This is a genomic window from Flavobacterium nackdongense (genome assembly GCF_004355225.1).
GTDB lineage: Bacteria > Bacteroidota > Bacteroidia > Flavobacteriales > Flavobacteriaceae > Flavobacterium > Flavobacterium nackdongense.
In genome coordinates, this window is record NZ_CP037933.1 from 2453566 (window position 1) to 2474365 (window position 20800).

Annotated in this window: 11 protein-coding genes; 5 read left to right on the forward strand and 6 right to left on the reverse strand. The window is 38.2% G+C overall.

All coding sequences use genetic code 11. From position 1 onward, the window contains the following. Positions 1-33: 33 nt before the first annotated feature. From rnpA to E1750_RS10515, 4 genes are all read left to right on the forward strand, one after another. A complete protein-coding gene (gene rnpA, locus E1750_RS10500) occupies positions 34-438 on the forward strand; it encodes a ribonuclease P protein component (protein ID WP_133276732.1) in 405 nt (134 codons plus the stop codon). 62 nt (positions 439-500) lie between these two features. Next, on the forward strand, positions 501-1385 hold the full coding sequence (locus tag E1750_RS10505) for a DUF4349 domain-containing protein (protein WP_133276733.1): 885 nt from the start codon (positions 501-503) through the stop codon (positions 1383-1385). Positions 1386-1387: 2 nt separating this feature from the next. Beyond that, positions 1388-3025, forward strand: a complete 1638-nt coding sequence (locus E1750_RS10510) for a S41 family peptidase (protein WP_133276734.1) — start codon at positions 1388-1390, stop codon at positions 3023-3025. Continuing rightward, positions 3025-3816, forward strand: a complete 792-nt coding sequence (locus E1750_RS10515) for an OmpA family protein (protein WP_133276735.1) — start codon at positions 3025-3027, stop codon at positions 3814-3816. Before E1750_RS10510 ends, E1750_RS10515 begins: the two co-directional genes overlap by 1 nt. A 158-nt stretch (positions 3817-3974) precedes the next feature. On the opposite strand, the gene E1750_RS10520 is transcribed toward E1750_RS10515, so the two are convergent. From E1750_RS10520 to E1750_RS10535, 4 genes are all read right to left on the reverse strand, one after another. Beyond that, positions 3975-4421 (reverse strand): GNAT family N-acetyltransferase, encoded by a 447-nt coding sequence (locus E1750_RS10520; RefSeq protein ID WP_133276736.1) that lies wholly within the window; start codon positions 4419-4421, stop codon positions 3975-3977. A 10-nt stretch (positions 4422-4431) separates the two neighbouring features. Continuing rightward, positions 4432-5403, reverse strand: a complete 972-nt coding sequence (locus tag E1750_RS10525; protein WP_133276737.1) for a DUF4837 family protein — start codon at positions 5401-5403, stop codon at positions 4432-4434. Between the two features lie 48 nt (positions 5404-5451). Next, positions 5452-7509, reverse strand: coding sequence for a LysM peptidoglycan-binding domain-containing protein (locus E1750_RS10530; RefSeq protein ID WP_133276738.1), 2058 nt, complete (start codon positions 7507-7509; stop codon positions 5452-5454). Positions 7510-7618: 109 nt separating this feature from the next. Continuing rightward, the gene (locus tag E1750_RS10535; protein WP_133276739.1) at positions 7619-8806 is read right to left on the reverse strand and encodes a phosphoglycerate kinase; all 1188 of its coding nucleotides are present in this window, start codon (positions 8804-8806) and stop codon (positions 7619-7621) included. Between the two features lie 210 nt (positions 8807-9016). On the opposite strand from E1750_RS10535, the gene E1750_RS10540 reads away from it, so the two are divergent. After that, on the forward strand, positions 9017-9784 hold the full coding sequence (locus E1750_RS10540; RefSeq protein WP_133276740.1) for a hypothetical protein: 768 nt from the start codon (positions 9017-9019) through the stop codon (positions 9782-9784). On the opposite strand, the gene E1750_RS10545 is transcribed toward E1750_RS10540, so the two are convergent. Together E1750_RS10545 and E1750_RS10550 are read right to left on the reverse strand one after the other, a co-directional pair. Then, positions 9781-10743: a PorP/SprF family type IX secretion system membrane protein gene (locus tag E1750_RS10545; RefSeq protein WP_133276741.1), complete on the reverse strand. Its 963-nt coding sequence runs from the start codon at positions 10741-10743 to the stop codon at positions 9781-9783. The two genes, E1750_RS10540 and E1750_RS10545, sit on opposite strands and share 4 nt — an antisense overlap. Positions 10744-10786: 43 nt before the next feature. After that, entirely contained in the window at positions 10787-20746 is a 9960-nt protein-coding gene (locus E1750_RS10550) for a T9SS type B sorting domain-containing protein (protein ID WP_165698036.1), read from the reverse strand. Positions 20747-20800: the final 54 nt, after the last annotated feature.

Sequence of the window (20800 nt, forward strand, 5' to 3'; positions counted from 1 at the left end):
GCTTTCTAAAATCATTGCCTTTTTCAAAAAATAATGAACTTCACTTACCCTAAGTCCGAAAAGCTTAAAAGCAAAATCACGATCGATTTGCTTTTTTCCAAAGGCAAATCCGTGTCCAAATATCCTTTGCGACTGGTTTTTGTGGAAAGTGATTATGGCATTCCCGAATCCCGAGAATTCGGGACGGAACAAAAGCTAAAAATGGGTGTTTCTGTTTCCAAAAAGCACTTTAAAAAGGCTGTAGATCGCAATTATTTCAAGCGGGTACTTCGCGAAACCTATCGATTGAACAAACACATTCTGACTGACAATTTGGACAAAAAATATGCTTTTATGTTTTTTTACCAAACCAAGGAGCGATTGACTTACGATGAAATCAATACCAAAACGATTCAACTCTTTGAAAAGTTTGTGCAGCAGTTAAAAAATCAGGAATAAACCAGCGTTTTTTCATACGAATATTCATTATTTTTACGTTATTATATACTAAATCATATCCTATGAAAAATATTTTCTTCCTATTCGTGTTTATTGTGTCATTTTCTAGTTGTAAAAAAGCGGAGGAGGCTCCAGACCAGATGATCGTTGCTGACGCTTACGCAGATGCAAAAGATGAAATTAGTGTAAATGAAAACCTAAATGTCCCACCACCTCCACCACCAAATGTTGACCATGTAAAATTCGTTAAACCGGTTGTTGCAAATGCTGATGAAGTTGCTGCAGAAAAAATCCAACAAAAAATCATCAAAACGGGCGATATTAAATTTGAAACCAATGATTTAGGGGCAACTTACAACCAAATGATTACGGCTGTGAAAAAACACAATGCCATCATTCAAAATGACACCGAAGGAAAAGATTATGGCTCGATTTTCAGAAAAATAATCGTTCGCGTGCCCAGCAAAAATTTCGATGGTTTTTTAAGTGATATTTCAAAAGGCGTTTCTTATTTCGATAACAAAGAAATTTCATCGCAAGACGTAACCGAAGAATACATTGACATTGATGCCCGTTTGAAAGCCAAAAAAGTACTCGAAGCCCGCTATCTTGAACTTTTGAAAAAAGCAAACAAGGTTTCGGAAATGTTGGAAATCGAAGCCCAACTTTCGGCCATTAGAGAAGAAATCGAAGCCAAAGAAGGACAATTACGGTATATGCAAAGTCAAATTTCGATGAGCACGATAACCATCGAATTCTACAAAACAGTAGCCGATGAAGCTGGTGCAACAATTTCGTATGGTTCAAAAATTTGGAATGCCATCAGTTCTGGTTTCAATTCTATTTCAAGTTTCTTCATCGGATTATTAAGTATTTGGCCTTTTCTGATTATTTTAGCCGCAGCAGTGTACTTTATTAGAAAACGATTTAAGAAAAAAACGACATAAAAATGACTTCTCTTTTCAAAAAAAAATATATTCTTCCGGCGATTGCTTCGGCATTTTTGTTTGTTGGCGTTAGTTTCAAAGACGATTTTTTTGAAATTGCCAAGCAAATCGAAATATTCACAACCCTTTTCAAAGAGTTGAACAAAAACTATGTCGATGAGACCAATCCAGGCGATTTGATGGACAAATCCATCAAAGGAATGTTGGCTAGTTTAGATCCCTACACGGTTTATTTCAACGAACAAGACGTAGTTAAATTTAAGATCAACAATACAGGCGAGTACACCGGAATTGGTTCGGTCATTACTCGAAAAAACGATAAATTAATCATCAAGGAACCGTATAAAAATTTTCCTGCGGATAAAGCGGGTCTCAAAGCGGGTGACGAAGTGATTCAAATTGGCGATGTTCTTCTTGCCGACTTCAAGGATGACGCTTCACAGCTTTTCCGTGGTGCCAAAAACACCAAAATCGAGGTCAAATACCTTCGACAAGGCAAAACCAATACGGCTCAAATCGTTTTGGATGAAGTAGAAGTTAAATCGGTGCCGTTTTTTGGCAAAATAGACGACAAAACAGGTTATATCGTTTTGGCGCGTTTCAATCAGAAAGCCTCTTATGAAACCAAACAAGCTTTGGAACAATTGAAGAAAGAAGGAGCCGAAAGAATTGTTCTTGATTTGCGAGGAAATCCGGGAGGACTGCTGAACGAAGCGGTGAATATTTGCAATTTGTTTGTACCCAAAAACGAAATTATTGTCACCACAAAATCGAGAATCGAGAAACACAACAATACCTACAAAACCACCAAAGAACCTGTGGACACCGAAATTCCTTTGGCCATTTTAGTCAACGGAAAAAGCGCTTCGGCATCGGAAATTGTTTCGGGAGCTTTGCAGGATTTAGATCGTGCCGTCGTTATTGGCAGCCGAAGTTTCGGAAAAGGTTTGGTACAACGGCCGGTAGATTTAACCTATGGCACTCAACTGAAAGTGACCATTTCGCGCTATTACACGCCTTCCGGAAGATGTATTCAAGCATTAGATTATGCACACAAAGACAAAAATGGAATCGCTACAAAAACCGAAGCCAAGAATTATACCGCATTCAAAACTCGAAAAGGGAGAACAGTGTATGATGGTGGTGGAATCCAGCCCGACATTGAATTGGAGGAAACCAAAACGAGTCCAATTGCAAATGCTTTGCTCAAAAACGACGGAATTTTCAATTATGTGACGAGCTATTATTATAAAAATCCTACTCTTGGAGAAAAAATTCCAACTTTTTCGGATGCGGATTTTCAAAATTTCAAACAATTTCTAAAAACGGAGAAATATACTTTTGATACCGAAACCGAATTGGCTTTGAAAAACACTTTGGCTACAGCCAAAAAAGAAAAAATTGACGAAAGTATTACAGTAGAATACCAGCAATTCCTCTTGGCGCTCCAAAAAAGTGAAGAGACTTTATTGGATAAAAACAAAGCAGAAATCAAAAATTTAATTCTTGACGAAATCATCAAACGCTACCAATATCAAGAAGGATTGTACCAATATTATTTAAAAAACAATTCGGAAATCAAGAAAGCGACAACGGTTTTGAATAACAGTTCTGAATATAAAAGCATCTTGAAAATGTAATGAACAGCCGCCTACAAATACTAATTCTACTTTGTTTTGGCTTTCTATCGGCTCAGGAAAATTCGGTGCAATCGGTCTATTTTGAATTTGACAAATACACTTTGGCGCCCAATAATCTTGCGCCAATTACTGCAATAATCAACACCAAAGATTTTTCAAAATACGAGGCTATTCAGCTTTATGGTTATTGTGACGATCGGGGAACGATTGATTATAATGATAAATTATCGAAAAAGCGGGTCGATTTTGTGCAACAATTTTTAATGTCAAAAGGTATTTCTCAAAACAAAATTTACATCTGCGAAGGTCGAGGTAAGGTGGATTTGGATAAAAATTCCGAAAAAAATATAAAAGAATTCCGTGATAAAAACCGGCGTGTCGATTTGATATTTGTTAAAAAAATATTTTATACCGCTTTTCCGGAAAACCCAAAAGTTGGGGACAACATTGTTCTAGAACGCATTATATTTGATATGGGCTCAAGTGAACTTTCATCGACTGCGAAAAAAGAACTTGACAAAACGGTTCTCATTTTAAAAAAACACAAAACGGTTCGATTCGAAATCAAAGGCCACGTTTGTTGTACTTCGGCCAAATACAAGGACGCGATAGATAATGAAACGCAAAACCGCGATCTTTCCGAAAACAGAGCCAAAAAGGTGTTTTTATATTTTCGTTCCAAAGGGATCAATCCGTATCGAATGTCCTACAAAGGATATGGAAATCAGTTTCCGCTTGGTCTTGAAGATGCCCAAGATCGTCGTGTAGAATTGTTTATTACTCGATTATGACGCCTAATTCTATTATTTACAGTATTTGTTAAAAATTAATTATGTGATTTTGTTGTCATTTCGACGCGGGAGAAATCACATTAGTTGCTCTCCTTATGTGATTTCTCCCGTTGGTCGAAATGACAAAAATTGTAAATGTAGACTTAAGCCAATTATAACTACTCCCTTTTCATCTCGATATGAGGAATATCATCCTCCAAATACATTTCGCTGGTTTGAACAAATCCGTGGCTTTCGTAGAATTTTTTTAGGTACAATTGCGCTCCAATGGTGATTTTGCTTTCGCCAAAGTGCTTATGGATTCCGGCAATAGCTTTTTGCATTAATTCGTGACCCCATTTCCGGTCTCGGTAATTAGCATCGACAACAACCCGTCCAATTGAAGCATTGTCAAAAGAAATTCCAGGTTGGAAAAGTCGAGAATAAGCCACGATTTTTCCTTTGAATTTTCCCATAAGATGCAATCCTTTTTTGTCTTTTCCGTCTAAATCCAAATAAACACAAGTTTGTTCGACCACAAAAATTTCACTTCTTAATCTCAGCATATCGTACAATTCGTTGACCGTAAGGCTTTCGAATTCCTTTATTTCCCATTGTAGACTCATTGGCATATTTTTATAAAATTTTAATCGACTTAATGATAGACTCTAACTCGTGCATAGAATCTCTTTTTTCTTTCGAAGGCGAATAGCAAAAACCTTCTAAAATTAATACTCTCTTGTTTTTCTGATCCACAATGGCATAATTTACAAATGGGCCAGACATAAAATCGTTTTTGAGTTCCCAAGTTCCGCGGATTTCATAAGTTTGTTTGCCATCCAATTGCATTTTAAAAAGATAGGGTGAGTAGCCTTCTTCAGTAACCAAATGGGAGCCGGGTTCAGTGCCAAATATATATAATTTACCAATAGAATCGCGGGTTTTTATGATGTTGGCAATTAGATTTTCTGTGTTTTTAATCGAATTTATGGGCACTTGATAAATCAAAACACTGCTATTTCCGCTGATAATTTCCTTTTTTAGCCAAATAAAATTTTGTTTTTCAAGCGCATACAAATACCCTTTGGGAACATTTAAGTTGATATGAAAAGCGTTGGTAATACGTTTGGTATTCAATAACGACTGATTGATAATCCGCTGATTTTCGGTAAGTTCAGTTTCCTTGATGATTTGAATGATGTGCGCAGCATTTTTTTCGATGATTTCTAAAATTTCACCATTAGTTTTCCCTGAGATGTGAAACACATTTTGAGGTGCCGCATATTGATTTTTCTTGATTTCAAAAAAGGTTTTAAGGCCCTTTTTTACGACGATAATGGTTCTACTATCGGTCATAAATCCTTCGAGCAGTTTAGCAGGATATTGGTTTATGGTAAAAAGTGGCTCCTCTTGAGGCAGTCCAATGATGGGAGAAGCGAATTTGCTTCGAATACTTTCGCCAATCTCGCCATTCCATAACTGATCGTCTATAATTACGGAAATCGTATTGATATTTCCGATGGCTTTTCGGGGCAAATTGTCCTCTTTCTTGTGGCAAGAAAAAAGGATAAAGGAAACTAAAAGGTATAAAAAATGGGCTTTATTCATTATTTTTCAATATTGTAATAAACCCCAAAGTTAGATAAGATTATTGTATTATCCGTTTATTTTAAGTTTCATTCCGGGTTTAAGTTCTTCCCCGTTGATGTTGTTCCATTTTTTAATATCTGAAATACTTACGCCAGGATATTTTTTGGATATACTATACAATGAATCTCCTTTTTTGACTAAATAATCGGTGTTTTTGCTTTTGGAAACAGAAACTAAATTTTCTTTTTTGCTGAAAGTGGAGGCAACCAAATCTTTTTCTATCGCCACTTCACTTTTGGCTACAATCAACGAAGCGCCTAAGACAATATTGTTGTCATTCAAATTGTTCCAAAGTTTTAAATCCTCTAAAGTGCTGCCGAATTTTTTGGCGATATTTCCAAGATTGTCTCCTTTTTTAACGATATATTCTACATTTTCTGTCTTTGTATTCGCCGCTATTTCTTCTTTTGGAGCTTCTACAATTTTTGAAACTTGAAGCGACATTCCTAACTGAATGGATGCGCTTGTAAGATGGTTCCACTCTTTGATGTCGGCAACTGTAACGTTGTTCTTTTTGGCAATACTGCTTAGGTTATCCCCTTTCTGAACCACATAAGTTGTCGCAACATCTGTAGCCAAAGTATCGTTTTTAATCGTTTTGTTTGCTTTATCTTCTTTGCTAATTTTTGTTTCAGCATTAGCAAGTTGTTGGGTGTTTTTTATTTCTACAGGAGCTGAGTTGGTTTTCGGCTCCTTTCTAACTGTTTGAACGACGGTCTCATTGGTCACTATTTTCAAACTTTTTCCGCGAGACACCGTGCTTCCTTTTAATTTATTCCATCTTTTGATATCGGAAACGGTAACACTGTATTTGTCTGCAATCTCGCTTAAATTATCGCCGCGTTTCACGGTATAATATTTGGTTTTCGGAAGTGTAACCCTTTGCGTGGTATAGTTTAAAGTATCATTCGAAACAATGGCTTTTTGAACCTGAAATGGTTTTTCACGAAAATCCGCTTCGCGTTGCACATAAGCATATATTTTGTCTTCGTTTGAAACAAAAAGCGAAGTTTTGTCTTTTGGCAATCTCAAAAAATGAGGCTGATCTTGATAAAATGGAATTTCATTCCTTTTGTAAGACGGATTCAAAAGTTGCAATTCTGCCACGGGAACATCGAGCAAATCGGAAATTTGTTTGAACGACATTTGCTTTTTAATCATAATGGTATCCGTAGCAAAATGCTGAACCAAGGCTCTGTCCGGCTTGATTCCGTGTTCTTTATGGTACTCATAAATATACATTGTGGCTAGGAAAGCGGGAACGTAACCCTGTGTTTCTTGCGGAAGATGTTTTCTAATGTTCCAATAATTTTGCTGTCCACCCGAACGACGAATTGCCTTAGTAACGTTACCCGGGCCGGAATTATAGGAAGCCAAAACCAAATCCCAATCGCCAAAAATTCCGTACATCGTTGCCATATAATTGGCAGCTGCCTCGCTCGATTTTAGGGGATCGCTGCGTTCATCGACATAAGAGTCAATAGTCAGATGGTATTGTTTTCCTGTGTGGTACATAAACTGCCACAGCCCAGTGGCTCCCATTCTGGAAACAGCTTTAGGGTTTAAAGCCGATTCTACGATGGCTAAATATTTGATTTCTAAAGGAATATTTTGTTTGGCCAAAGCCTCTTCGAACATAGGAAAATAATATTCTGAAATGGCCATCAATCGACCGAATGATTTTTTTCTGTTTTTCAAAAAGGATTTAATGATGTTTTCTAGCCCGGGATTGTATTCTATGTTGAATGGCGACTTTGCATCCATTGCTGCAAGTCTTTGTTTCAGCAATTCGGTAGATAATTCGTAGTCTACTTTTTCGTCGATATTGATGTTTTGAATATCGGCAGAAAGGTCAGTGTACAAATCGATATTTGTTAATTCTTTCAACCAAAGGCTGTCAACACAAGCCGCAAGAGCGTCATTAACAAACGTTTTTTTGATGGAATCTAAATAGACATTTTGGGTTTCTGTTTTTGTAATCGATTTGTTATCAGAGTGCTTTTGCGAAAACGATTGAAAGGAAAAAAACAAAAAAAGGAGTGGGGCTATATATTTTATCTTCATAATTTTATAATCAACATATTATGCAACAAACAATTATAAAAAATTATTTGTTGCAAATTTAATATGTTATAACTATAAATTTCACTAAATATTGTTAAAAACGCAATTTTTAGTCCAAAATAGCAGCAATTCCGGGTAAAATCCTACCTTCTAGCATCTCCAACATTGCTCCTCCACCGGTAGAAACATAGCTTACTTTGTCTTCGAAACCAAATTGTTTTACCGCTGCAACCGAATCTCCACCTCCTACAAGTGAGAAAGCTCCATTGGCAGTCGCCTCTGCGATATAGTCTCCAAGTGCGATAGTTCCTTTAGCAAAATTTTCCATTTCGAAAACCCCTAAAGGTCCATTCCATAGAATCGTTTTCGATGCTAAGATTACTTTTTTGAAGTTTTCTAAGGATTTTGGTCCTGCATCTAATCCTTCCCATCCATCTGGAATTTCGCGAACATCTACTATTTGTGTATTGGCATCATTTGAAAAATCATCGGCGGCAACGACATCTACGGGAATGTGAATTTGAACCCCTTTTTCTTTGGCTAATCTCAAGATTTCTAGAGCCAATTCTTGTTTGTCGTCTTCGCAAATAGAATTGCCTACTTTTCCGCCCAAGGCTTTAACGAAAGTAAAAGTCATTCCTCCGCCAATAATCATATGATCAACTTTGTCCAAAATATTTTCGATTACAGTAATTTTAGAAGACACTTTAGAACCTCCAAGAACTGCGGTTACTGGTTTTTGAGAATCTTTTAAAACTTTGTTTAAGCTTTCGATTTCTTTAGCCAACAACAATCCAAAACATTTTTCAACTGGGAAAAACTGCGCAATGATGGTTGTCGAAGCGTGCGCTCTATGGGCTGTTCCAAAGGCATCATTGACATAAATATCACCAAACGAGGCTAATTCTTTGGCAAAATCAACATCTCCCGCCTCTTCTTCATTATAAAAACGGAGGTTTTCTAATAATAAAATTTGTCCCGGCTGCAAATTTGCTACAGCTTTTTCAGCTTCTTTTCCGATACAATCAGGCGAAAAGTATACTACCTGACCTAAAATTTCAGTTGCTTTTTTTACGATATGGCCCAATGAATATTTTCTTTCTACTCCTTTTGGTCTTCCCAAATGCGACATTAAAATAACACTTCCGCCATCGGCAAGGATTTTATCGATGGTTGGTTTTGCGGCTTCGATTCGAGTGGCATCGGTTACATTGAAATTTTCATCCAAAGGCACATTAAAATCAACGCGAATTATGGCTTTTTTGTTCTTGAAATTGAAATCGTTTATTGTTTTCATTAGAAATTATTTTTATTACTATTTAATTATTTTGAAAGAAAAACAAAGATATAACTTTTCAGGAACTAAAAAATAAGAATCTTTTAAAAATTGCCAAGGTCTATTAGCGAAAACGTTATATATTTAAAAAAAATTTGCGTATTTGATTTTAAGCTAAAACGCTTATCTTTATGTTTTAATTTTTCACAAACCTCTTTTACTATCAACCTTATGATTCACTCTTTCTTAAATGATATCGATGCCGGTATAATTGTGTTAATTTTGTTTTTTTCGATGCTCATCGCTGTGGGTACAGGCTATCGAATTGGGTTACGAAAAACAAAATCAGATAATAAAAATGCTGAAATTTCCTCGTCTTTGTTAGGATTATTGGCCTTGATTTTAGGGTTTACCTTTGCGATGGCGGGTTCCCGATACGAAAACAGAAAAGACAATTTAATTGATGAAGCCAACTGTATTGGAACAGCCGTTTTACGCTCGGATATTTACCCCGATAGCATTAAGGTTGAATTCCAAAAAGACTTTCAGTCGTATTTGAAATCCCGCAAAGAGTATTATCTTTTAGACAATGACGAAGCCAAACTCGCTGCATCTTTGAAAGAAGCGGCGCTTGCTGGCGATAAACTTTGGAAAAGAGCCGCGTTTTACGCCAAAGACAAAGACTATTTTATTCAATCGAATATGATGTTGCCTGCATTAAATCAGATGCTCGATAGCGCAGCCAAATCGAATATGGTCTTGAATTCGAAAGTTCCCGAAACCATTGTGTATTTATCGTTGATTTTTTCGGTAATTATTTCTTTTTTTATGGGCTATAATTCAGGACTAGAGAAAAAAATTAATCGCAAATATATCTTTGGATTTTGCTTTTTAATTTGTGTTGTAATCTACATTACCTTGGACTTAGATCGACCCAGAAGGGGATTAATCAAGTTGGATACGGAATTGGCTTTGATGCAGCAATTGAATCAAAATTAATCGTGAACCGGACTTTGGGCACAAGGACAATTACTAATGTTAGCAAGAAAATCGAAACCTACCGTAACCATATGGGTCCCGGAGTTGTACCCTGCCAATTCATTTAAGGTAACTTGATAGGAATATCCAAAATAAAAGCCTGACTTTTTAAATCCAGCCATAGGCCCTACGGTCAAGGGAGCAAGAATTTGATCATTTAAAAAACGATAGGTAATTCCCCCCCAATAATAATCATTGTTGTTGTTGTATTTTCTATATTTTACGTTAATATCGGTGCTGGAACGGCGATCGCTTTCGTAATATTGAAAGAAAACAGAAGGCTCCAATTCAGTCCAATTTTGGGTCTTAATTACATATCCCGAATACAATTGATAATTGCGTAGTGTACTAGGCTCAATCTTTATTCCCGAAAAATTATCAATGTTTTTATCCAAAATATTCGCGGCATTAAAACTCAAATAAAATTCTTTGTTTCGATATAAGAAACTAACATCGAAGTTTTTATTTGATGTAAATCTATCGTCTTTGAGGTTTGGATCGTAGGTGTTTGGGACCAATTGGCTAACATCAATTTTAAAATTATTGATATTAAAAGATATTCCAAAAGACAAATATTGCCTAGAGTAATATTCTAAAATGATATGATGCGCAAAAGAGAATTTGGCACCTGTTTGACTCGTATAGCCGTTTTGATCATTGTAAAATGAGGCACCCACCCCCGATTGATCGGCTATTCTGAAATCAGCATAAACCGATTGATTTTGGGGCGAATCCTTAACTCCCACCCACTGCTTCATCCCGTTGGCTCGAATTCTAAAATTATCTCCTATGCCGGCAAAAGTCGGCGAAATCACAAATGGATTGTCTGCCAAATATTGAGTGGCAACGGGTAGGTTTAACTCTTGACTAAAACTGGTAGTTATGGTGAGTAGCAGTAGGGATAGCAATAATTTTTTCATTACAATTTGTTTTTATTGAGACAAATAAGTCTTAGAATATGAATTATCTATAAAGAGTAAAATGCCCCACAAATTCTCTTTCGTCTTTATCATTATTTAGTTTTAGCAAATACCAATAATCTCCGGATGGCAGTTCGAAACCATTGTATTTTCCATCCCAAAATTGACCTTCATTATAAGTAGCAATTTTACGCCCATAACGATCATAAATATGGTAGATTAAATCTGGGTAATTGGTGGTTTTTGTTGGTCCCCAAGTATCATTATTGCCATCACCATCGGGTGTAAATACGTTTGGAATGTCGATATCAATATAAGTAAAAGCCTTGGTATCGGTCGCAGTACAACCTTCAGCATCGACAACATCAACGGTGTAACTTCCAGTTTTGTAAATAATATAAGTGTTAGTCGTTCCTGTGGATTCGCCATTAAAAGTGTAATGATAATTTCCTGAGCCGCCCGTGGTAGTGGCAACGATTTCATTTATTCCACCATTTACTAAGCTTACTGCCAACGGATTTACTTGAAGAATAGTAAACTTTTGGGTTTGCTGAATACAGCCGTTAGTGTGTCTTGCACTTATGAAATGCTCTCCTGCAGGCACTTTTGTAAACACATTACTTGCTTGGTATGGTGGTATTCCGTCTAAAGCATAATCGACATCTACCGGCAAAACGCTAGGGTCAATGGCGACCGTAACAGTATTGTTGGGTAAATTATTCAAACAATCATAATCTACAATTGCCACAGGTTTTAAAGTCACCGGATCAGGAAGTACGGCGGGAAGAGTATAGCTACAGTTCATCGCATCTACAACGTAAACAATATGAGAACCTCCGTTTATATTTTTGAAATCAAAAAGGGTTTGACCCAAAACTCCAGTGGTAAAAGGTCCGTTTTGCTGGTCTAAACTTACTTTGTATGGCGATGTTCCACCGCTTATATCGATACTAAATTGGCCATCACTATCTCCGGAACAAATCTCGGGAATAATGGATCCCGAAACAGTTGCTGCTTGCAAAGGCAGAGGCTCACTGATGGTGAAATTAAAAGTAACATAACAGCCTAAAACGTCCTGAACAATTGCCGTATAGTTATTTGGGTTTAGATCTTTGAATAGGTTTGTATCAAAAAACTGATCCAAATTTGGAGAAATAGCATATTTAATTGTTCCAGTTCCTCCTGAGGCATTAATAACGATTTGTCCATTTCCAGCTCCACTACAAGTCACATTTGTTATGGAATAGGGCGCCACTAAAGGCAATGTAGGTTGATTTATGGTAATAGTTGCCGTAGTTTTAACACAATCGCCACTATCTACTTTTACTTGGTACGATCCGGCCGCAAGTTGGACGAATACCCCCGGACTAGATTGAACTGGCGCAGGACTTATGGCAGTGCCACTTCCATTCAATAAGGTGTAGACATAATTCCCAAGTCCGCCTTCTGCTTTAGCCACAATAACTCCGGTATTGTCTCCAAAACAATTTATTTTTGCATTAGTTATGTCTAAATTAATAGACAAGGTTGGTATTGGAACAATCTCAATATCATTCGAAATAAAACTTGTACAGTTGTTTGCATCCCGCACATAATAGCGATAGGTTCCGGGAGCAACAGCAATTGTAACAGAAGAATTGAAGCTCGTTGTGGAATACGAAATGCCATCAGAGCTATAGCGATAAGGAGCCGTTCCGCCTGAAGCACTCAATTGCAGCCTAGCTTGACTCAAACAAGTTTGCGAACTAGCCAATACCAAGCTGACACTTAATTCTGTGGGCTGAGAAATACTAATAGGGGTAGAAACAGCAGTACAATTCCATCCATCTGTGGCAGTTATGGTGTAGGTTCCAACGCCTAAACCAGCAAAAACAGTTGCGGTTTGTGGTCCAGAACTTGTAGGAGGTGTTGCCGAAATAGTATTCAAACTATAGGAATAATTACTGCCTTGACCACCCGTTGTGCTGCTAACGGTGATGCTGGCGTTGGTATCGCCATAACAAGATAAAACGGAAGTATTTGCTGATGCAACTATCGAAATAGGCGCTGGCAAACTAAGATTTATTGGCAAGGAGGATCTAATACATCCTTTACTGTCTTTTACATTTACGGTATAACTTCCTGCGATCAAATTGGAAAACAATCCATTAGCTGAATATGGAACATTTATTGGACCCACCAGTTCATAAGTTAAGGAACCCCATCCACCAGTTGCAGTCGCATTTATTGCGCCTTGATTATTAGTACAAGTTACACTCGAGGTTTGAGTTGCGATGATCGAAAGTGGTACAGCAGGAGATTCTATGGTAAAGGTATTCGAAGTTTTTACACAAAACGGTGGATTTGTCTCGGTAACAACTACCGTGAAATTACCCGCTTTGATTCCTGAAATAGTAGTTGGATTTGTAGCTGTAGTACCAAAACCTGATCCAACTACCGCATTGGAACTATCCAAAACTTGATACGAATAATCCCCAGTATATCCTGTAATAGCAATACTAAGCTCGCCGTTCGAATCTCCAAAACACGTCACAGGAGTTATTGGAGTAGCCACAACATCGATAGTGTCGAATGGAGCCACCACAAAAGCAGAAGTGTCGAAATAACAACCCGTTGTATTGTCACTTATCCTGAAATAATAACTTCCCGGATTTACAACAGTGAAGCTATTTGATACTTGAGGCAAGCCATTGGGTAATATTTGATAGCTGAAATTACCCGATCCTCCGGTAACTGTTACCGATACTAAACCAGTGTTGTTGCAATCTATAGGACTCAAAATTCCCACCGTAGCAGCAGTTATTTTGGGCAAAGGAGTAATGGCGATGGTACTTGTTGCTAAACAGCCTTTAGTGTCTTTGATGTAAATGGGTAAATTGTAAGCGGTTCCATTATCGACGATGGTAAAGGTATTAGTAGGGAAATAATTTGTTCCATCTAAACTATAAGTGTAAGGCGCTGTTCCCGAACCAGCAGCGGCATTGATGGTAAGAGTCGCATCGTTAAAGCTGTTGTTTGCCAGACAACCAAACGGAGTAAATGCTGTTGATGGATCGACTGCCAATGCCAAAGGTTGATTAATCGTTACTGAACTGTCTGTTGCGGAACATCCTCTACTCGAATTGACTCTGACAGTATAGGTTCCAGCGGCTAATCCTGTAAAGACATTCGAACTTTGAGGAGCAACAATTATAGGTGAAATAATTTCATAAGTATAAGTCGGATTGTTGTTGCCCGGCAATAATGCAACTGTAATTGTTCCGTTGGTGTCGCCATTGCAGCTGACATTGGTAACTGCTGTAGTGAAGCTAACCGGAGTTGGAACAGGTAAATTTACTATCGCCGATTTGGTACATAAGCTGGTTAAATCCGTTATGGTAACAGTATATGCTCCTGCTGGAACTCCCGAAAACACATTTCCAGACAAAGTTATAGAAGGTGCACTAGGGCTAATCGCATAACTATATATTCCTGTCCCGCCTACACCTGCAACTGTAATAGTTCCATCATTTGTAGCACAAGTTGGCAATGAAGTCAGCGTTGGCGTCAATCCAAGTGGTTTAAAAATGGTTATAGTCACCTTATTACCGCAGCCATTTCGATCTTTGACTTCTACAGTATGCACACCAGAGGACAAATTAGAAATGGTAAACGGAGCGGTTTGCGCTTGAAAAGCACCTCCATCTATGCTAAAAGTATAGGGTGCAATTCCTAAAGTTGGCATCGTAACATTTATAGCAAAATTACCTTCGGTTGCAGAACATTGATTGTTTATTGAGGCTGCAATAATGGGTACTGGGTCCGAAAACATACTAATTGGCGTACCTATTATACAACCATTGGCGTCTTTTGCATACCCTATATAATTAACTCCTGAAAGGCTTCCGGCCAAATTGAATGTGGTTGTGGTAAGCCATCCGGGCGAACTCGCTACAGGCGCTGGACTGCTCGCAGGCAACACTTGATAAGTATACGATGGGGTTCCGCCTTGTCCAAGCACATTGATTTGCCCCAGAACAGTACAATTTTGATTTTTTATAACCGATGCACTAACCGCAAGTGCCGATGAAGATTCGGTTATTGTAAATGTTGCGGAAGCATTGGTACAGCCATTATTTGCGCCACCGCTATTTTCTTGGAATAAAATATAATAAGTGCCTGGAGCCAAAGGACCAACATTGGAAACAGAACTTGTTATCCCAACACCATTTAATCCTACCACTGTTCCAATAGGGATTGTGGTGGGCAAATTAGTTTGTGAATTAAATATTTGATAGGTTACATTCGTCAATGCGGGATAGGTATTTGTAAATGTAAAATCAACCGAACCATCATTTGCACCAAGACAACTTACATTTTTTGGACTAACAGTACTTGTCAGGGTAGATGAAGTTTGGGTTGGTGAAGTTGCTTGTTTAAAATAATAACAATTGGTCGCTTCATCATAAACGATAAAGGAATAGATTACTCCAGGTTTTAATCCTGAAAATGTAGCCTGAAGTGGGAATCCTACATCTGCATTTTGATAAGAACCCATATTCGATGCGTACTCATAAGGAGGAGTCGAAGCGGATAATATAGGAAATAATGCAAAATGATAAGGCCCTCCTACAATGATTGGGTTTACACTTACTATAACTGATGCCGAGGAACAAGATGGTGGACCTGCTGCAGTATTAATATTTAAATCCGAAGGAGGCGAAGCAATATTAATGCTGTTTGTAACCGTACAAGAATTGGCGTCGGTAAAGCTCAATTGATATACTCCAAAATTCAAAATGTCAAAAGTATAAATTCCACCGGCAATTGTTGGAGGGCCTACAACAGCTCCAACATTGTTAGTAATGGTATAAGTATATGGTCCTACACCGCCTGTTGGAGTACCTGAAATCGACCCCATCGAGGTTCCTGTTCCATTACAAGTAATATCGGTATGATTGACTACAGCAGTTAAGGCAGCGGGCTCATTTATGGTAATCAATTTTATAGCGGTACACAATTTGGAATCAGTAATAGTAATGGTATAATTACCAGCAGCCAAACCTGTTGTTTGTGTGCCATAATTAGTGCCAGTGGAAGTATTCAATACGTTTATTACAAACGGTCCAGTGCCAACAGTTGTATTTATAGCAACATTTATGGCAGCCGAATTATCTCCATTGCAATAGATTTGTTGCGTTTGGGTTACTGCTGAAATGTCTGGTAGCGAAAGGGGATTGATGGTAATTATTCCTGATAGTGCAGGGCAATTATTTACATCTGTCACTTGAAATTGATAAGTTGTAGCTGCGGATATTGATGCCGCATTCACAGCATAAGTAAATGTAGTTCCAATCACAGCAACGGGAGCGCTATAAGGACCTCCGTTTATAGAAACCGAATAATTGTATCCTGATGTGCCTCCTGTTATAGTTCCTGTAATCTGAGCGTTTGGCGATGCTGAACAGTCTAAATCTTTGGTTAAAATTGTATTTACTGTCAACTGCGGTGCAATATTTTGAATCAGAGCTGTTGAGGTACAACCAAAGTCATCTTTGACAAGGACAGTATAATTTCCAGGAGTTAAATTGGCAAAGGTGTTGCTTGTTTGAAAACGGATACCATTATCGATACTATACTGATATGGGCTTACCCCTCCAGAAGCATTGACAATAATTGTGGCTTGATTTACGGAATCATAACACAAATCAGAACCTGCGATATTGACCACAGGCGGTAAAGCTGGATTCAATGTAAAAGTAGCAGTGGTTGTACAGCCGTTAGCATCTGTAACACTCACCGTATAGGTTCCAGTTTGGGTTAAATTGTAAAAACCGTTATTGGTTTGAGGTCCGATTTGGGTTCCATTGGGTTGCAAAAGGGTATAATTGTTTCCTCCCCATCCTCCGGTGGCATCAATCACAACGCTACCATTCGAATTGCATTTTATAGGGGTAACCGTGTTGCTTATAGTTAAAGGTAATGCGGGTTGACTTATGGTTACTGTTGCACTATCTGTACAGCCTGTTTTCTTATCGGTGGCAGTGAAAATATAAATACCAGCAGGTAAATTATTTACAATTATAGTAGGAGCCGTTTGATTACTAGCCGAGCTACTCACCGGTCCTGTGATGCTATAGGAGTACACTTTACTTCCTCCTGTAAAATTTCCAACTACATCAAATTGCATTGATCCTGTTGCTGTATTATAACATTTCACATTGTTTATTAGTTTTCCTGAAACTGAAATAGGGGGAATAGGGACAAGATTATAGGTTTCTTGATAAACACAGTCGTTTCTGTCTTTTACCTCAAATACATAAACTCCTTCAGGTAAATATTTGAACTCCCCATCCGAATTATAAGGACTTGGCACCGACGTAATAGTGTACGTCGCCGGTGCGCTAATTATTCTGTATCGCAAAGGCGAAAGACCACCAACAGCCGCAATATTTACGTGCGACACATTTTCGGGACAAATCAAATCGGTGGCTGTTATTGTTAAATCGGTTGGCCCTTTTACCGAAGCTATTACGATAGCAGGATTGATGGTAACCGTACAATTTTTGGAGTCTTTTGCAGTAATTGTATAGGTTCCTGCTGTCAAACCAGAGAAGATAGGACTCGATACAAAGTTCACCCCATCGATACTGTACAAATAAGGGGAGGTTCCTCCGCTAGCTGTAGCAGTAATCGTCGCAGTTTGAAGGCAAGTATAAGCAGCTGTCATAGTAGCAGTGCCAGTAAGAGGGGCTATGGGTGCAATTGTAATCGTTTGTGGGGCAGATAAGCAGACATTACCAGCCAAAGCATATTCGACGATTACCACATAATTGCCTGCAACCAAGTTGCTAAATACATTCGAATTGAAAAATGTTACCCCATTGTCTAAGCTGTATCTCAGATTATTGCCATTTGTATTACTTACATTTATGGTAATACCTCCAGTATTTGTTCCAGAACATTGCAAATCTGTTTTAGTAATCGAATAAACAGGAGGCAAAGATGCCGCTACTGTAATTGAAGTCGTAGTTTCACAGTTATTCGAATCGACTACTTTTATAGTATAAACTCCACCTGGCGGAAGCGGATTGCTTACTGCTATTTGAGGGGTTCCTTGAAATACGGTAGTACTATTTACAAAATAAGAATAGGGCGGCGTACCCCCTATCGGACTAACTGTAATTTCGCCATCTGTACAAGTCAAGGGCTTTGTCAATACTGCTGTAGCTGTAATTGCCGGTGGCTCTACTATTGTTGCACTTAAAGTAGCTGTACATCCATCATCGGTTGTTACGGTATAATCATAGGTGCCTGAATTTAGATTATTAAAGTGGTAGGAATTGCTTGAATCTGGACCAGAACTGAAAATGGTTACTCCAGCTTGTCTTACGGTTACATAATATTGTGGACGTACATCATTTATTTGTAGGGTTACATTGCCTTTATCTCCGTGGCAAAGAGGTTGATTGATAATGGGTGTCACCGTAAAATTTCTTTGACGAATTTGAACATTGGGCACAGAAAAAATACAAGGATTAGTGCTAACAGCCGTTTGTTTGATATAAACGGTATAATTCCCAGGACTATTTATAAGAAACACATTTGTTGGTACCCAAGGGCCAGCTGCATTTAAACTATATTCATATCCTGAAGGAACGCCACCAACCGTAATTTTTCCGGGTGTTGAACAAATAATATCATTAGAGGTTACGGTAGGATTGAGTAAATTTTGATACACATTGAAATAATACCGATTAAAACATCCACCTGCATAGTTCAAAGTAACTCTATATTGACCCGAAGCATTGACTTGAAAATTTGGTCCTGTTCCCACTTGAGTCCAACTGCAACTAGTACTTTCATTGGCACAACTTGTGTTTCCAATCGCCGCACAGCTAGCCTCATTTAATTTTTCCCAGACGATTACAGAACCATCCGAAATGCCTGTTTTAATATCTCTAATAGCATTGGCTCCACATAAAAAAATGTTAGGAAGTTTTTTTCCGTCATTCGGACAGGTCAAGACCTCATCGGCAAATGGAATTACAGGATTGGTCAAGGTTCCACCAAAAGGAGTCACGGTAAACTCTTGCATAATCGAACGACAGGGCGCCACGGCAGTGTCATAAACATAATAAGTACCCGGAGCAGTAACGGTAAGGGTTTGATTCTTACCAATAACTGCACCTGTTGGAGTGCCATCGGCCAAAAAGGGACTTTTCGACCAAGAATAAATGTTGTATCCATCGCCAGCTTTGATATCGACACTTGCGCCGCATAAAATAGCTGGATATTTATAAACGCAACCATCTACATTGGCTAAAAAGTTTGTGGCTTGCGGAATTAACAAACAGCCGGAATTGGTGTCAAAACTTTCTTCTGAAAAAGGAACCGAATTAATCTCTCCGGTATAACTTGCAAATGCCTTGTTATTGATAATGTTCGAACACGCATTACTCAACAAAGTACAATCAGGGACCACTTGCACTCGCATCACGATGGTGTACAAAGGCGAAGTTACCGGAATAGAAGTTGGCGTTGTTTTTACTTGAACTTTTGAAGGATCAATGCTGAAAATAAGGGTTCTTGTGGCGGGAACCCAACTTTTAAGCGTTACTCCAGCCGGTAAGGTTAAAGAGGAAGGCCCAGAATAAATCACATTGATTGGTAAAATATCTTTTATTTCAAAAACAGTAACGTTGTCGTTTCCGGTATTTTGAAAAGTAATTTTGTAATCTAAAAATTGACCTAAATTAACTGTTTGATTGCCGATATTGACCCCTGAAGTATTCCAGACCGTTTTTGTAAGTACAATTTTTGGCTCGATGACATCAACTGCAAAGGCGGTAGAATACAGATAAAAAATTTCCTGTTTTGTTCCAATTCGAATTGTTGCCGAAGTTTCATTATTGGGAATTATGGCATTGGAAGCATTTGGAATTTTGAAAATCCCTGCGTCAAAACCTAAGGTATTGGTACTTTTAGGATTTCTCGCCAAAAAGATTTCGGGAGAATTTGTTGTATTATTAAAAATGGTAACTGTACTATTGAAAAAATTTGTGGCAGGTCTAAGAACAGTCACCGGAGCAATAGATGAAAGACTTATATTCCCAGAAAATGCAGCAGCAGCGCTACCTTTAAATTGAATGTAATCGCCAGTGTTACCCAAATCACCATCGATTACTGCGAAAGCAAATTTCGAAACAACCGGACCAACAGGTATGGTTTGAAATCCTGATACCGGGATATCTACTTTATCATAAACTACCGAAGGACTTAAGTCGGCACAGGTCGTGGGATTAATGCCTTTTACCCCAATTCCGCTGAATCCATCAAAGGTCGTTATGTTTTTGCTATTTAAATTAGGGTCTTCATAAATAATAAAAAGCGACCAACCTCCAGAAAACCCCTCCGAATTTACACCATTATGGTCTCCTATTCGGGTCGAAATATTAGCAACCGTATAAGTTCCTCCAGCATTGCCTACGCCTAGACTCGTAATCAACGCGGTGACATCGGCATAACAGGCATATTGATTGGTGTTTTGGCAAGTTCCCGTACCTCTATAAATTTTTTCTCCTACAAGATCGACATAGCCGCCGGTGGGCATTTTGAATTTTACATTCAATATGGGTCGTACAGGAGTCATATTGATATCACCCGCCACCGTGGCTCCCCAATACAAGCCTGCGTATTTTACTTTGTAACAACTCGGATTCGGAACTACTAAATCGGCACTGCTCGAATTATAGGTAGTGGCATCGGTATCGATATCTACATCAACTATATTACTTTGCTTTTCATCATCAGAAGTACCATTGTAGTCATTGGTTTTATGCAAACTAAGAATGTTATTACCAATCTGAAGAATATCTCCCTTCAGGGTTACACTTGCTCCCGGTACTTTGGCTGGGTATCGAACACTAAAAGGAACCAAATTTTGCCCAAAGGACAAATTTCCTAAAAGTAATACTAGGAGTACTATACCATAAGCGGCTCTTGAAAAAGTAGGTTTTTTCATGATAGTTAAATTTATTGCTTTCTTCGCTTCAAATGGACTTCTTTGGGGCTCAAA

Excerpts from the sequence above, each read along its gene's own strand:
- rnpA (WP_133276732.1), top strand. The coding sequence starts at position 34 with ATGAACTTCACTTACCCTAAGTCCGAAAAGCTTAAAAGCAAAATCACG.
- E1750_RS10505 (WP_133276733.1), top strand. The coding sequence starts at position 501 with ATGAAAAATATTTTCTTCCTATTCGTGTTTATTGTGTCATTTTCTAGT.
- E1750_RS10510 (WP_133276734.1), top strand. The coding sequence starts at position 1,388 with ATGACTTCTCTTTTCAAAAAAAAATATATTCTTCCGGCGATTGCTTCG.
- E1750_RS10515 (WP_133276735.1), top strand. The coding sequence starts at position 3,025 with ATGAACAGCCGCCTACAAATACTAATTCTACTTTGTTTTGGCTTTCTA.
- E1750_RS10520 (WP_133276736.1), bottom strand. The coding sequence starts at position 4,421 with ATGAGTCTACAATGGGAAATAAAGGAATTCGAAAGCCTTACGGTCAAC.
- E1750_RS10525 (WP_133276737.1), bottom strand. The coding sequence starts at position 5,403 with ATGAATAAAGCCCATTTTTTATACCTTTTAGTTTCCTTTATCCTTTTT.
- E1750_RS10530 (WP_133276738.1), bottom strand. The coding sequence starts at position 7,509 with ATGAAGATAAAATATATAGCCCCACTCCTTTTTTTGTTTTTTTCCTTT.
- E1750_RS10535 (WP_133276739.1), bottom strand. The coding sequence starts at position 8,806 with ATGAAAACAATAAACGATTTCAATTTCAAGAACAAAAAAGCCATAATT.
- E1750_RS10540 (WP_133276740.1), top strand. The coding sequence starts at position 9,017 with ATGATTCACTCTTTCTTAAATGATATCGATGCCGGTATAATTGTGTTA.
- E1750_RS10545 (WP_133276741.1), bottom strand. The coding sequence starts at position 10,743 with ATGAAAAAATTATTGCTATCCCTACTGCTACTCACCATAACTACCAGT.
- E1750_RS10550 (WP_165698036.1), bottom strand. The coding sequence starts at position 20,746 with ATGAAAAAACCTACTTTTTCAAGAGCCGCTTATGGTATAGTACTCCTA.